General features: G+C 70.2%; 11 protein-coding genes. 6 read left to right on the forward strand and 5 right to left on the reverse strand.

The window, feature by feature from the left end:
• Positions 1-11: 11 nt before the first annotated feature.
• Positions 12-626 (reverse strand): methylthioribulose 1-phosphate dehydratase, encoded by a 615-nt coding sequence (locus E8A74_RS16775; RefSeq protein WP_136971269.1) that lies wholly within the window; start codon positions 624-626, stop codon positions 12-14.
• A gap of 163 nt (positions 627-789) precedes the next feature.
• Between E8A74_RS16775 and E8A74_RS16780 the strand changes: the two genes are divergently transcribed.
• Together E8A74_RS16780 and E8A74_RS16785 are read left to right on the forward strand one after the other, a co-directional pair.
• Entirely contained in the window at positions 790-2583 is a 1794-nt protein-coding gene (locus tag E8A74_RS16780) for an ArnT family glycosyltransferase (RefSeq protein WP_232379601.1), read from the forward strand.
• A 169-nt stretch (positions 2584-2752) separates the two neighbouring features.
• Positions 2753-2968, forward strand: coding sequence for a hypothetical protein (locus tag E8A74_RS16785; RefSeq protein WP_136930021.1), 216 nt, complete (start codon positions 2753-2755; stop codon positions 2966-2968).
• Here E8A74_RS16785 and E8A74_RS16790 read toward each other — a convergent pair.
• Entirely contained in the window at positions 2965-3600 is a 636-nt protein-coding gene (locus E8A74_RS16790; protein ID WP_170229174.1) for a hypothetical protein, read from the reverse strand. The genes E8A74_RS16785 and E8A74_RS16790 overlap by 4 nt on opposite strands.
• 154 nt (positions 3601-3754) lie before the next feature.
• Between E8A74_RS16790 and E8A74_RS16795 the strand changes: the two genes are divergently transcribed.
• Both E8A74_RS16795 and E8A74_RS16800 read left to right on the forward strand, forming a co-directional pair.
• Positions 3755-6529 (forward strand): serine/threonine-protein kinase, encoded by a 2775-nt coding sequence (locus tag E8A74_RS16795; protein WP_170229175.1) that lies wholly within the window; start codon positions 3755-3757, stop codon positions 6527-6529.
• Complete coding sequence (locus E8A74_RS16800) at positions 6529-7893, forward strand: tetratricopeptide repeat protein (RefSeq protein ID WP_136930024.1); 1365 nt, start codon at positions 6529-6531, stop codon at positions 7891-7893. Before E8A74_RS16795 ends, E8A74_RS16800 begins: the two co-directional genes overlap by 1 nt.
• Here the strand turns inward: E8A74_RS16800 and E8A74_RS16805 are convergent.
• Together E8A74_RS16805 and E8A74_RS16810 are read right to left on the reverse strand one after the other, a co-directional pair.
• Positions 7871-8557: a hypothetical protein gene (locus E8A74_RS16805; protein WP_136930025.1), complete on the reverse strand. Its 687-nt coding sequence runs from the start codon at positions 8555-8557 to the stop codon at positions 7871-7873. The genes E8A74_RS16800 and E8A74_RS16805 overlap by 23 nt on opposite strands.
• 10 nt (positions 8558-8567) lie before the next feature.
• Positions 8568-9974, reverse strand: coding sequence for a sigma 54-interacting transcriptional regulator (locus E8A74_RS16810; protein WP_136930026.1), 1407 nt, complete (start codon positions 9972-9974; stop codon positions 8568-8570).
• Between the two features lie 614 nt (positions 9975-10588).
• Here E8A74_RS16810 and E8A74_RS16815 point away from each other — a divergent pair.
• Both E8A74_RS16815 and E8A74_RS16820 read left to right on the forward strand, forming a co-directional pair.
• Entirely contained in the window at positions 10589-12118 is a 1530-nt protein-coding gene (locus tag E8A74_RS16815; protein ID WP_136930027.1) for a hypothetical protein, read from the forward strand.
• 28 nt (positions 12119-12146) lie between these two features.
• Positions 12147-13040 (forward strand): hypothetical protein, encoded by an 894-nt coding sequence (locus E8A74_RS16820; RefSeq protein WP_136930028.1) that lies wholly within the window; start codon positions 12147-12149, stop codon positions 13038-13040.
• A 258-nt stretch (positions 13041-13298) separates the two neighbouring features.
• On the opposite strand, the gene E8A74_RS52320 is transcribed toward E8A74_RS16820, so the two are convergent.
• A complete protein-coding gene (locus tag E8A74_RS52320) occupies positions 13299-13460 on the reverse strand; it encodes a hypothetical protein (protein ID WP_170229176.1) in 162 nt (53 codons plus the stop codon).
• Positions 13461-13501: the final 41 nt, after the last annotated feature.

Genomic DNA, 13501 nt, shown 5'->3' on the forward strand with positions numbered 1-13501 from the left:
CGGCCCCTCGTTCAGCGCCGCCCGTGCAGCACGCACTCGAGGAGGAACTCGATCGCCTCCACGTGCCTCGCCGCTTCGTTCACGTTTTCGCCCCACGTGTAGAGGCCGTGCCCCGCGAGCAGGTAGCCATAGACGCAGTCGTCGTCGCCGAGCTCCGCGTCGACCTGCGCGGCGAGGCGCGGGACGTCTTGATCGTTCGGGAAGATGGGCAGGCGGATCGAGGTCTCGTGCGTGTTGATGCCGACGAGGGCCTTGAGCATCTCGAAGCCGGAGAGCACGACGTACCCCTCGGCGAGGAGGGCGCGGGACAGGACCGTGGCCGCGACGGAGTGGGTGTGCGCCACGGCAGTGATGCCAGGACGACGCCGGTAGATCTGCGCGTGGAGCGGCGTCTCCGCGGAGGGGCGACCTTCGGTGAGCGGGGAGCCTTCGAGGTCGACGACGAGCAGGTCTTCGGCCCGCAGCGCGCCTTTGTCGAGGCCGCTCTTCGTGATGACGAAGCGGTGCGCGTCGAGGCGCACCGAGAAGTTGCCGCTCGTCGCCTGGGCCCAGCCTCGCGCGTGGCAGCGGCTCGCGAGGGAGAGCAAGGTGGCCGCGGCGGACTCGGGGAGGCGATGTTCCTGCACGCTCGACCCTACCCGGCCAGGGCAACACGAGCAAGCCCTGGCATGCCCGGCGGCAGGGCGGTCCTCGCTTGACAATCCCGGCCGACTTTGCTGGCCTCGCGGCCCCCACACGGAGATTTCCACAGGAATGGGGCGGCCCTCGGTCGCTCGGCCGCTTTCGTCGATGCCCGCGCTCGAAACCCTCCCAAAACGTCGCATCCTTTGGCTCGCCGCGCTGCTCCTCGGGATCCTCCTCGGGACCTCCCTCGTCGGTGTCCACCTGGATTCGCCGACGATGGACGAGCCAGTCCACCTCGTGCGGGGCCTGTCCTACTGGTGGCTCGGGGATACCCGGCTCGGCTACGCGCACCCGCCGCTCGCGGACGCGCTCCTCGCGCTGCCCGCCGCGCTGCTCGGCGCCCGCGTGGCTCTGACCTCGTTTCCAGCGTGGGCCGACGCGGACACGGGCAAGCTGGCCGAGCAATACTTCACGGCGCACTGGGCGGCGGCGCGGGCCGAGCTCGTCGTCGCGCGGCACGTGAACGTGCTCTTTTCGTTCCTGCTCGGGCTTTACGTGTTTCGCTTCGCGCGGCGGCGGGCCGGGGATCACGCGGCCCTCTTCGCGCTCGGGCTTTATTGCCTGCACCCGACGCTGCTCGCGCACGGCCGGCTCGTCACGACGGATCTGCCGATCGCGCTGGCCACGACGATCGCCGTGGGCGAGGCGGCCGAGCATTTCGCGCGGCCGCGCCTCCGCACGGCGATCACCACCACGCTCGCCGTCGCGGCGGCATTTTGCATCAAATACAGCGCGGCGTTCCTGGTCCCGCTACTCCTGTCGCTGGGGTTTTTCTTCGCGTGGCGCGGAGGCGCCGACGGAGACGCGCCCACCCGACGCGGCAGGCTCGGGCGCTTCGCCGCGCACGCCGGCGCCGTCACGCTCGCCACGGTCCTCGCCGTCAATGCGGCGTACGGGTTTCAGCGGACCGGCTGGACGGTCGAGCGGATCCTCGCGGAGCCCGAGCCGCAGAGCTACATCTCGAAGCGGGCGGATCAGAAGCTCCTGGAGGAGCGCTCGCCGCTCGCGCGCCTGCCGCGCTGGCTGCCGGTGCCGCTGCCGTACACGTACGTCTTTGGCTTGTCGATGGTCTCGGTGCAGAGCCGCGACGGGCATTCGACGTATTTCCTCGGCATGCGCGCGGGCGGCGGCTGGGCCGGTTATTTCCCGGTGATGCTCGCGATCAAGAACCCGCTCGCCGTGCTCGTCTTGCTCGGCGTCGGGCTCGCCCGATCGATCCGCCGCCGCGCCGCGCCGGATCGCGCGGCCGGAACGATCCTCGCTGCGTGTGGCCTCTTCCTCGCCATCTCCATCGGCTCGAAGATCAACATCGGCGTCCGGCACGTCCTGCCCGTGATGCCCTTTTTCGTCATCGGGGCCGGGATCGTCGCTTCGCGGCTCTGGGAGGAAGGACGGCGGCGGACGCAGATGCTCCTCGCCCTGCTCGGCGCGGGCACCTTCGCCTCGGCGATTGCCTGGGTTCGTCACCCCGTCGGGTATTTTAATGCCCTGACCCTCGGCCCCGTCTTCGGTCCCGTGGTCAGCGTCGTCGGCGAGGACTGGGGGCAGGACATGGCCGACGTCGCCGACGCCCTGAAAGCCCGGAACCTCGGGCCTGTGTATTACCACCGGTATGGCTGGATGATGGCGCGCGAGCTCGAAGCGAACGGCATCGAATTCGAGCGTTTGCGCTGCGGCGAGCGCCCCGGCCCCGGCGTCGCCGTCGTGCACGCCGTCACCCGCGCCCGCAGCCCCGGCTGCCACCCCGAGCTCTTCGCAAAGGCGCCGCTCCTCGTCGTGAACGGACGCCTCTTCGTGTACGCCCTCGACGCGCCCGAGCGCCCCGCCGCGCCCGCGCCCCGGCCCCGCATCCGCCTCGTCCCCCCGCCGAGCGCCGCCTCCCCCGACGACGAGGACTGATCCGCAAGCGTCCGCACGAGATCGCTTGACAGGTCCCTCTCGACCCTGTATCGATATTGAACATCACTTTCATTATCAACGCACCCGACACCCGAGCACGACACCCGAGCACGAACCCCAGGAGACACGCACCATGTCCTGTCCCGCGAAGGCTTCCCCCTGCGCCCCCGTGACGCTCTCGCGTGGGCCCGTCGCCCGCGTCGACCACTGCCCGCAGTGCAACGTGATCTCGATCCACCTCGGCGCGACGTCGATCCGGCTCGAACCGGCGGCCTACGAGGCTCTCTGGGGCACGCTCTCCCACGCGCTACGCGTGCTGCGCGGGCTCACCGAGGCGCCCGAAGCCACGCCGACGATGTGGACGTCATCCGGCGGGAGCGCCTAGAAACCAAGGTCGTCCGACATCCGCCGCCCCGTGCCTTTCACGGGCGGCGCCGCGGGCGACGCGGGCGCCGTCGGCTTGCGCTGCGCCGCCCACGGGTCTTCGAGATCCACGCTCCGGATCGCAGGGGACGTGGGCACAGGTGACGGGACCGGCGGCGAAGCCGGAGCGGACCCCTCCACCGCTTCGAGCTTCGTCCGCCCATTTTTTACGGTCGCCTTGATCTGCCCCGCGTCGATCATCACCTGCGCCCGCGCCGCGATCGCCTGTGGCGACTCGGCCGCCGCGCGCGCGCGCTCTCGCTCGGTCACGGCCGCCCGCTCGATCCGCTCGATGTTCTGCGCGACCTCTTCCTGCTTGCGCGAGACCGACTCGGCCCGCGCCGTGGCCTCGCGCCCCACCTCGCCGATGACGCCGGCGAGGTAGGAGAGCTGCTGCCCGACGTACATCTGCCGCCCTTCGATCGCCGCGAGCCGCGCCTCGGTCGCGCGCGCCTCCATCCGGAGCTTCTGCACCTCGGCGAGCGCCATGTCGCCCGCGGTGTTGTCCACACACCCGACGCAGGCGAACGACGACGCCCCCGCGAAGGGCACGACGAGGCGAAGGAGGACCGCAGAGAGGTGCTTCGAGGCCATGGGCTCCGCGATGCTACCCCGCGCCGAGCGTGCAAGGAAAGGCCTCGTGCAGGCTCCCTCACGGGCCTTCCCTTTACGCCTCGACGCGGGTCGGGCATCCTCGGGGCCGCCGCGCTCCATGGACGCACCCCGGAGCTCGTCCTCGAAACACCCCTTGGAGACCCTCGACCCGGCCCTTTCGAACCTGATCACGCGCCCCCCGGAGCAGAGGCGTATCGGCCCGTTCGTCCTCGTCGAGCAGCTCGGCGCGGGCGGCTACGCGCCCGTCTGGCTCGCGCGCGAGACCTACGGCAAGGCGGAGCTGCGCACCGCGGCCGTCAAGCTGTTCTCGCTCGACGTGAACGCGAACGACAAGAGCCGCATCCTCGAAGAAGCCCGCGCGCTTTGCCGCGTCGAGCACCCGAACGTCGTGCGCTTCTACACGCTCGCCGTGGACGAGCCCGCCGGCGTCATGGGCCTCGCGATGGAGCACGTCGCCGGCCGATCGCTCGAAGACCGGCTCGACGCCGAAGGAACGCTCTCCGTCGACGAGACGTTGCGCGTCGGCGTGGCCATCGCCTCCGCGCTCGCCGCCGTCCACGGCGCAGGCCTCGTCCACCGCGACGTCAAGCCGAGCAACATCGTCGAGGAGGCCGGCGGCGCGTACAAGCTCATCGATTTTGGCATCGCGTCCGCGTCCTCGACCCCTCAGGCCGTCGAGGACGTGGTCCCCGCGGGGCCGGACGACGACGCCACGCCCCGCGCGCTCGCCGCCACCGCGCGGATCTCGGGCCGCATCACGGGCACGTACGGCTACATTGATCCCGCCGTCTTCGGCGCCGGCGTGTCGCCCTCGGCCGCGAGTGATCTCTACGCGCTCGGGGTCACGCTCCACCGTTGCCTCTCGGGCGCGCTCCCCGCCGAGCGCCTCGACGGCGACGGCGCGCTCGATCCCGGCGTGCTCACGGGGTACGCGCGGCCGCTTCCCCTCGCCGCGCGCATCGAGGGTGTGCCCCGCGCGCTCGCTGCGCTCATCGATCACCTGCTCGCGCCGCGCCCCGAGGATCGGCCGCCGCGGGCCTCGTGGGTCGCGCACCACTTCGAGCAGATCCGGCGTGATCTCGCGGGCCGCGCGCGCGTCCTGCCCGACGAGGACGAGGGCCCGTTCCGGGGCCTGCGCCGCTTCGAAGCGCGTGATCGCGACGTCTTCTTCGGCCGCACCCCCGAGGTCGCCGCGGCGATCGAGCTCTGCCGCGGCCGTGGCCTCGTCGCGCTCGTCGGCCCCTCGGGCAGCGGCAAATCCAGCCTCGCGCGCGCGGGCCTCCTGCCGGCGCTCGCGGAAGGCGGGATCGTCGGCTGGCCCGACGTGTGGGACACGGCCATCGCCGAGCCGGGCCGCGATCCACGCGCCGCGATCGCCGCCGCGCTCGGGCCCTTCCTCCCCAACGCTGCCACGCTCGCGCCCGGCCCGCTCTGCGAGGCCATGGCCCGCCGCGCGAGCGAGGAGGAGCGCGGCCTCGTGCTCTTCGTCGATCAACTCGAAGAGCTCGTCACCACCTCCTCGGGCGAAAGCCGCGAGGAAGCGGCGGCCCTGCTCGTCCGCATCGGCGCGCAGCCCTTGCCCGGCGTGCGCGTCATCGTCGCGGCGCGTAGTGATCTCTTGCATCTGCTCCTCGCGATGGGGGACCTCGGCAACACGATGGCGCGTGGCCTCTGCCGCGTGGAGCCGCTCTCGCCGACGTACTGGCGCGAGAGCGTGGAGCGCGCGCTCGCGTCGTACGGCTACGCGCTCGAAGACGCGGCGCTCGCCGAGGAGCTCTTCGCGGGCATCGACGCGACGGCGGGCGCGATGCCGCTCGTCGAGTTCGCGCTGACCGAGCTCTGGGGCGCGCGTGACAAGGAGAAGAAGCAGCTCTTGCGGTCGGCGCTCACGGCCGTGGGCGGCGTCGAGGGCGCGCTCGAGCGGCACGCCGAGGCCGTGCTCGCGTCGCTGGAGCAGGCCGAGGAAGGCTCGATCGAGGCAACACGCGACGTGCTCCTCGCGCTCACGACGGCCGAGGGGACACGGCGCGTGATGAGCGTGGACGAGCTCGCGGCGCTCGCGGGCCCGCGGGCGCGCCGCGTGATCGACGTGCTCGGCAAGGCGCGCCTCGTGGTGCCGGCCGAGGGGCCCGAGGCTTCCGTCACGCTCGCACACGAAGCGCTGCTCTCGCGCTGGGAGCGGCTCGCGTCCTGGATCGCCGAGGCGAAGGGCGATCGCATGCTCGCCGAGGAAATCGAGCGCGACGCCGCGCGCTTCACCCGCGACGCCGAAAGCGTGACGCTCTGGCGAGGACGGCGCCTCGAGTTCGCGAAGGAGCTCCTCCGGAAACACTCGGTCCGTTTGTCGGCGGCGGCCGAACGTTTCATCCAGACGAGCGCGCGTGTCTCCCGGCGCGGCACCGTGCTCGCGGCGACCGCGGGGGCCATCGTCGCGGCGTCCGTCGTCGTCGGCGGGCTCGGGTACGTGCGGGCCGTGCGCGCCGAGGAGCGGGCGGCCCAGGAGAAGCTCGAACGCGAACAGAAGGAGCGCGCCGAGGCCGAGCGAAACGACAAGGAAAAGGCAAACCTCCTCGAAGAGGTCCGCGCGACGGCCGAGCTCAACAAGGACCTCGAAGAACGCATCCGCAAGACCCTCTCCGGCCCCACGCAGCCCGACCCTGCCGCCTCGGCCTCCACGTCCCCCACGCCCGGCGCGCCCCCGCCCGTCCTCGCGATCATGGCGCCGGGCGCGCATCCGATCCCGAAGGGGGGCTCCCCCGCGGCCGCGGCCCCCACGTCGACCACGGTCCCCGCGAGCACGCCCGCGCCGCTGGAGAACGCCACGCCCACGCCGACGGGCGCCGCGGCCCCGACGGCGGCGCCGGCCGACGCGAAGGGCCCCGTGACGAAACCGGACGACGAATTCTAGTGAAACGCGCCTCCCGACACGCCCTCGGCATCGGCCTCGCCGTGCTCACCTCTGCCGCTGCGGTAGGCCTCGCGCCCCCGGCGTCCGCCTGCGGCCCCTACCCCCCGCCGCGTGTCCTCTCGCCCGCGGACAAGGCCCAGGCGCAAAAGCTCTTCCAGGAGGGCCGCGCGCTCGAAGGCGAAGGCAAGCTCGAACGAGCGCTCGACCGCTACCTCGCCTCCCGCGACCTCTTCCCGCGCAAATCGAACACGAAAAACGCCGCCGTTTGCCTGGACAAGCTCGGCCGCGCCGCCGAGGCGATCCCCCTCTACGAAGAGGTCCTCGATCGATTCCGCAGCGAGCTCACGCCCGAGGAGCAAAAGGCGCTCATCGACGACGTCCGGCGCCTGCGCGAGCTCGTCGCCACGCTCCACGTCGTCGATGGGCAAGGCTCCCTCTTCGTCGACGGCAAAGACCTCGGCGCCCTGCCGCGCCCCTGCCCGCTCTACCTGCCCGCCGGCCGCCATACCGTGCGCGTCAACCGGCGGGCCGTCCTCCTCGACCACGACCTGCCGGCCGGCGAATCCCTCCGTATCGTCGTCGGCGCCGAACCGCCGCCCCCGACCCCGGCGCGCTCGGAGGGCTGGTTTGCCCAGGCCTTCGGCGGCCCCGCGCTCGGCAGCTCCATGGATAGCAATGCCGAGCGCGACGCCCAGAACGCCTGCTCGAACCATTGCCCCTTCGCGAGTGGCTTCCTCACGGGCGCGCGCGGCGGCTACATCACGGCGAACAACGTCTCCGTCGAGCTCTTCACCGGCTTCTTTTCGGTGGAATCGACCTTCGAGCGCACGATCACGCGGGACGTCCCCGTCAGCGACGGCCTCTCGACCGTCACGTACACCCTCTCGCACAAACTCTCCCTGCGCGGCCCGTTCATGGGGCCGGCGGTCGGGTATCGCGTCGACCTCGGGCCGCGGTGGACGGCCCTCTTCCGCGGCTCCCTCGGCCTCGTCGCCGCGCAATCGTCCGACCCGGTGAGCGGCGTCGGCCGCGACGATCGTGGCCACGCCTCCCCGCTCCTGTTCTCCGGCACGAGCACCGTCCTCCGCTCGGCGCCGACGTTCTTCATGCCCGAGCTCGGCATCGAGGCGAAGCTCGGCGGCGTCCGCGTGGGGTTGTCCCTCGGCTACGTGCTTTTCCTGGCGCAGGGAAATGTCTTCAATGGCCGCGCCTTCGACGCGCAGACCCCGTGCCCGCCCTCCGGCGACGACGCCGTCGCCTGCGCGGCGGAGACCCCGGCCGACGTATCCGGCCAGGGCCTGCAAACCGCGCACGGCCTCATGCAGCTCTGGATCCCTCAGCTCACCTTCGGCTTCTTGCCCTGATCGCCGCGGCGATCCCGACGAGCACGAAGAGCCACGCGCCCCGGCCCTCCGCCTCCCCGCCGCGCGCCTTGCACGAATACGCCGGCGGCGGGCCGTCCGCGATCATCACCGCCCCGCAGAAGCGGTCGGTCTTGCAGACGAGGCTCGCGGGGCAATCGCGGTCCGACGTGCAACGCTCGTAGCACTGCGAGCGACGACAAACCCCCCCTTTGTCGCCACACTCCGTCCCCTCGCCCTCGCATTGATCGGGGAGCTGCACGCAGGAGCCCTCGCCGCTGCACACGTAGGAATGCTTGTCCGACACGCGTGGGTTGCACTCATCGACCCCGGGCACCTGGCTGCACTTGCACTTGCCGCCCAGGCACACCCCGCTCGGGCAATCCTTGTCCTCCTCGCAGTACGGCGGGGCCGGCAAGCAATCCTTGTCCGGGCAGATGTAGCCGCAGGCGCAGAGGTCCGTCGGGCTGTTCGGGCAATGCCGGATCTCGCCCTCGCAGATGCCCCCGCTCCCGCCCGCCCCGCCGGCCGGAGGCGTCTCGGGCCGCAACGAAACCCACGGCTCGTCCGGGCCGCCGGCGCCGTCCCCGGAGGCGCCGAGCAGCGCCACGAGGCAGACGAGCCCGAGGATCGTCCGATGGGAGGAGCGACGTGGTGCTGCCATCATGCGCCCCCGGCTACCTCTTCCTTGGCCGCGGCAGATCGTACTCCTCGAGCCGGGACACGAGCGTCCGCCGCGAGATCCCCAGCATCTCGGCCGCGCGGGTCTGGTTGTGGGCGCACTTCTCCAGCGCGTCGAGGATCCGCTGCCGCTCGTCGAGCTGCTTCTGCGCCTCGCGCACGTCGTCCTCCGAGATCGGCTGCGTCGCCGAGCGCCCCTCCCGGCCCTGCGCGGGCGGCGGCCCCGACGGCTGCGCGATCCGCATCCGCGGCGGCAGATCCTCGGGCAGCACGGTATCGCCGGCGCAGAGCACCGCGGCCCGCTCCATCGCGTTCTTCAGCTCGCGCACGTTGCCCGGGAACGCGTGCCGTTCGAGCAGCTCCCGCGCCTCCTTCGCGAGGGACGGCGTGCCCTTGCGCTCGAGCTTCTTCCACGCGTCTTCGAGGAAAAACGACGCGAGCTTCCCGAGCTCCGCCTTCCGCTCGCGCAGCGGCGGCACGACGAACGTGATCCCGTTCAGCCGGTAGAAGAGATCCTGCCGGAACGCTCCCCGCAGCGCCTCGGCCTCCAGATCCCGGTTCGTGGCCGCGATGAACCGCACGTCCACGGGCTTGGGCGCGACCGCGCCGATCCGCAGCACCGCGCGATCTTCGAGCACGCGCAAGAGCTTGACCTGCACCGACGGCGACAGCTCCCCGATCTCGTCGAGCAGCACGGTCCCCCCGTCGGCGGCCTCGAAGAGCCCCTTCTTGTCCTCGGTCGCGCCGGTGAACGAGCCCTTCTTGTGCCCGAACAGCTCGCTCTCGAGCAGCGACTCGCTGAGCGCGGCGCAGTGCACGGCCACGAACGGCTTCGCCCGCCGCGGCGACGCCTCGTGGATGGCCCGCGCGAGGATCTCCTTCCCCACGCCCGTCTCCCCGAGCAGAAGCACGTTGAACGGCGATCCCGCGGCCCTGCGCGCCTCCTCGTGCAGCGCGCGCATCCCGGGGTCCTCCACGATCACGCGCCCCGCGGCGCCCTTGCGCCCCTCGTCGACCGCCTTTGGCCCTTCCTCGTGCCGCGCGCGCCGGACGACGGCGATGACCGAGCCGAGCACGATACAATCCCCGAGCTCGACATCAAACGTCTCGCCCGGCGCGCGATGCACCCGGCGTGTCTCGACGGCGCTGCCTTTGTCCTCGCTCGTGCGCACGAACGTGCCGTTCGCGCTGCCCTTGTCCTCGATGCGAAGCACGGGCCCGACGTGGAGCACGGCGTGCCGGCGCGAGACGGACGCGTCGTCGATGCGCACGTCGTTGCCTTCGCCGCGCCCGATGGTGACGCTGCCCGCAGCCGGCAGGACGGTGGCCGCGGCCTCGTCTCCCGCGGCGTACACCACGAGCTCGAGCGCTCCTCGTTGCTCCTCCCGATCCGCCTGACCCATCCTGTCGTGATCTCCGAGGTCGAGGGTACGGGAAAACGAAGGCCGGAGGAAGCGATGCGTCAGGGGGGGTGCGGACGGGCCTACCAGATCCGCGTGATCGCGGAGAGCCGCGCGGTACGTCCGGGCTTGCACCGCACGTTCCCCGGGCGCCCGACAGCCTATTCACCCCCGGGGAATCTTCCCGCCACGCCCTTCGCCCGGCGAGGACGGCGCTCCCCGCGTTCCCTTCCCCCTCCCGGCGCGCCTATCACGCAGACCTGGGAGCATGAGCACGGCCGCCATGATCACGCTCGCCACGTGACCGAGCATCGGCGCGCTCCTCTGCACTGAGGAGCACGAGCGATCCGCTCGGCGGCATCGGGGGTACAACGCTTCGGTACGCGTCGCGGAAGTCGCGCATCTTCACAGCGGCTTTCGAGATGCCGAGTTCCTCGCGTGCTTCGTCGAGCGTGTACTCTTCGACATGGAGGCGTTCGAGGGTCTCCGCATGAACATGCTCCGAAGTGCGGCTTGCTTCGTACTTCTATCCTTGACCGGCAGGATGTTGGTCGGACAACCTGCCGCTTACCCAGGCTCTCCAACTCTCCGGGGATCCGTACGTAGGGGTCAGGGCAATGAAGTTCCTCCTTTCGTTGCTGCGCGGGGCATTCTTTCTGCGTGGCGCGTGGTCGTCGTCGTGGCGTCCGTCCCGGGTCTGCCTGGTCCTGCTCCTCGCCTTCGGGCTCGTCTTGTCGCCGCCGCCTGCGCTGGGACAGGCGTGCAAGCGCAAAACGCCGATCCATTACATCGGCATGTGCATGCACCCGCACGGGCCGACGCACAATGAATGGACCTACGATTTCTCGGGCAACCCGCTCTTCGGCCGCGCGGCGCGGGAGCTCGTTGCCTGCCATGACGTCTTGCCGCTCTTCGTCTACCAGCCGAACGCGGACCTGAAGAGCAGTCAGTTGATACCGAAGAAGTTTTTTCACCTGGCGACGGCTTGCGAGCCACCTCCCCCGCCCAAGCCAAAGCCTGCGCCACCGCCGCCGCCCGCGAAGAAGGAGGCCCCGCCGCCGAAGGAGAAGGCGGACGGCGACGAGAAAGGCGGCGGCAAAGGCGGGAGCGGCAAGGGCGGGAGCGAAAACGGGAGCGGTGGCAATGGCGGGAGCGACCCGGACAGCGTCGAGGAGCGGGTGGAGAAGCATCGTATTCGTCGCGAGGACCCGCCGCGGAAGGAGGCGGCTTCCGGAGGCTCGCGCTCGAAGGATATGGTTTTGCCGAAGGAGGGGGTCCTCAGCAAGGAGGGCGTCTTGCCCCCGCGTGACGAGGTGCATCCGCCGAAATGCGTCGACGAATCGTGCACGTTGGTCGATCGGGGCGGGGCGCTGCCGGAGCTTCAGCGCCGGGATGGGCGAGCGCTCGTGAGCGCGGTCCCGTGCGCGCAGACGAAGGAGGGATGCAAGGGCGAAGGAAAGGGCAACGGCGACGAGAAGGAGGAGGAGGAGACGGACTTCGACAAACTCGCCCAGCAGCTCGCCCTCGTGGCGGGGCTCGCGGAGGACCCGAGCCACGACCTCCACCGCAAGGACGGCAAGAAGCACGGCATCGTGGGCGGGGAGGACCCGGATGGGTTCAACCACCCAGCGCTCCAAGCAGCCGTCGCCTTCTTGCAGCTCTCGGCCCTTGCAAAGGCGCAGGTCACGGCATTCGAGGCGCAGATGAAGGCGGCGGGGAAAAAGAACCTGCCGGTCCTGATCCAAAAGACGGAGGAACTCAGCAAAGAAGCGATCGAGTACCTGCGGAAGAAGTACGGAAAGAAGAAGCTCGCCGGCACGCTGGCGGACATGCAGGTCATCGGGCCGTACGAAACCATGAGCCAGTTCACGGACGGGCTGAACGGGATCTACGAAGCGCATCACATCCTGGAGGAGGCGATGGCGCGGAAGTTTGGGATCACGAAGGAGCTTGACAAGTTACCGTCGGTGATCTTGGAGAACGCGGAGCACAAGCGGTTCTCGGGTCGACTCCGTGATGCAAGAAAGGCTCTGGCTGACGCGCGGGTGAAGCTGACTCCAGGCAAGCTGTGGACGATCTATGAGGAAGTATATGCGGATCATCCGCGCTGGTTGGCAGCGATCAAGCCGTACTTCGGCAGCAAGTAGGGTGTCGTTACGGCAGGGAGCATGAGCGATGATAACTGTAGCGAAGATCTGGTTTGATGGGTTGGCTCTGCTGGGCGATCCACGGGCTGTCCTCGAATCCATCGGCTGCGGGCCGGACGTCGCAAAGATCGCCGATGCCCCGGTCGGGGAGCGGGTGGACGTATGGGTCACCCTCGACGTAAGGGACGAGCGACTCTCCAAACTTCTGGCGCTCCTCCAGGAGCGCGGCGCCAAATGGCGGGATATTCGCTCCGACCGCTTCGCCGAAGAGGAGATCGAAGCGGCGCCGCTGCTCACTATGTGGTTCAACTTCGACGACACGGTCTTCGGTGGGCCGCGGATGGGCACGACCTACGACATGTCCGAAGCCTGCAAGCGCTGCGGCGCCGGCGCCCGGCAGACGTCCGCGATGATCATCGACGGCCAAGACCTCCACAACCTCGAAGGCCGGCGCGCCGCCGCGACCCCGTACGACGACATGCTCGTCGATGAGAAGCTGGCAAACGTGCTCGCGGAGAGCGGCGCGACCGGAATCTCGTTCCGGGGCGTGTTCGTGGCATTCGCGAAGAGGGGCCACATGCAGCTTCCATGGCGGCAGCTCTGCGCAGCGCACACGATGCCGCCGATGTCGCCACGCTCGACCGCGATCAAACCTTACAATCCATGCTCTTGCAGGCGGACCGGCTTTGAAACGCCCTGGGAGATCCCCGTCCGCGTCGTCTACCGCGCGTCCGATCTCGCGGATATCCACGACGTGAACGTGACCTGGGAATGGTTCGGGGACACGCGCTACGAAGGCGACGTGAGTGAAGCCCTCTTCGCGTCCCCCTGGTTCCTCGTCACCCCCAAGGTCCGCCGGATCTTCCTCGATGCAGGCGTCACCGACTTCAGTTGGCGTCCCATCTACGTCGTCGACGAATAGGCCCGGAGCCCTGCGGGCCCGTGCCATCCGTCCCCTTACCACCTCCCTCCATCGATCTGCAAATGCCACTGCGGATGCGCCGACGCTTCGACCAGCGCCACGCCCGGCGAAGGACGCGCCTCGTCCGCATTCGGGCGTTTCGCCTTGGAGCTGCGCGCGGCTCTCGGCTGTCTCGGCGCTCCCCTCGCAGGGCTCGTCGTCGTGCTCTCGCCCCTCTGGGTGCGCGACGCAAAGCGATGGCTCGACGTGGCAGAGCCGTCATCGTCGCTTGGCAAGCTCGCGGCGCACCTTCGCCACCTCGCGCGCGGGCATCTTGCGGAACAGCTCTGCGGCGCGTGCCCACGCATCGTCCTCCGGGAACGTCAGCAGGTAGAGCGGCGAAAGCCCGAGCGCGTGCGCGATGCGGAAGATCGTCGGCACCGTGATCGCCGCGAGGCCGTGCTCGATGCTCGACCATCTCT

Source organism: Polyangium fumosum, assembly GCF_005144585.1.
Lineage (GTDB): Bacteria > Myxococcota_A > Polyangia > Polyangiales > Polyangiaceae > Polyangium > Polyangium fumosum.

Bases quoted from the DNA above. Each gene is read 5' to 3' on its own strand.
- E8A74_RS16780 (WP_232379601.1), top strand. From the start codon at position 790: ATGCCCGCGCTCGAAACCCTCCCAAAACGTCGCATCCTTTGGCTCGCC.
- E8A74_RS16790 (WP_170229174.1), bottom strand. From the start codon at position 3,600: ATGGCCTCGAAGCACCTCTCTGCGGTCCTCCTTCGCCTCGTCGTGCCC.
- E8A74_RS16805 (WP_136930025.1), bottom strand. From the start codon at position 8,557: ATGATGGCAGCACCACGTCGCTCCTCCCATCGGACGATCCTCGGGCTC.
- E8A74_RS16810 (WP_136930026.1), bottom strand. From the start codon at position 9,974: ATGGGTCAGGCGGATCGGGAGGAGCAACGAGGAGCGCTCGAGCTCGTG.
- E8A74_RS16815 (WP_136930027.1), top strand. From the start codon at position 10,589: ATGAAGTTCCTCCTTTCGTTGCTGCGCGGGGCATTCTTTCTGCGTGGC.
- E8A74_RS16820 (WP_136930028.1), top strand. From the start codon at position 12,147: ATGATAACTGTAGCGAAGATCTGGTTTGATGGGTTGGCTCTGCTGGGC.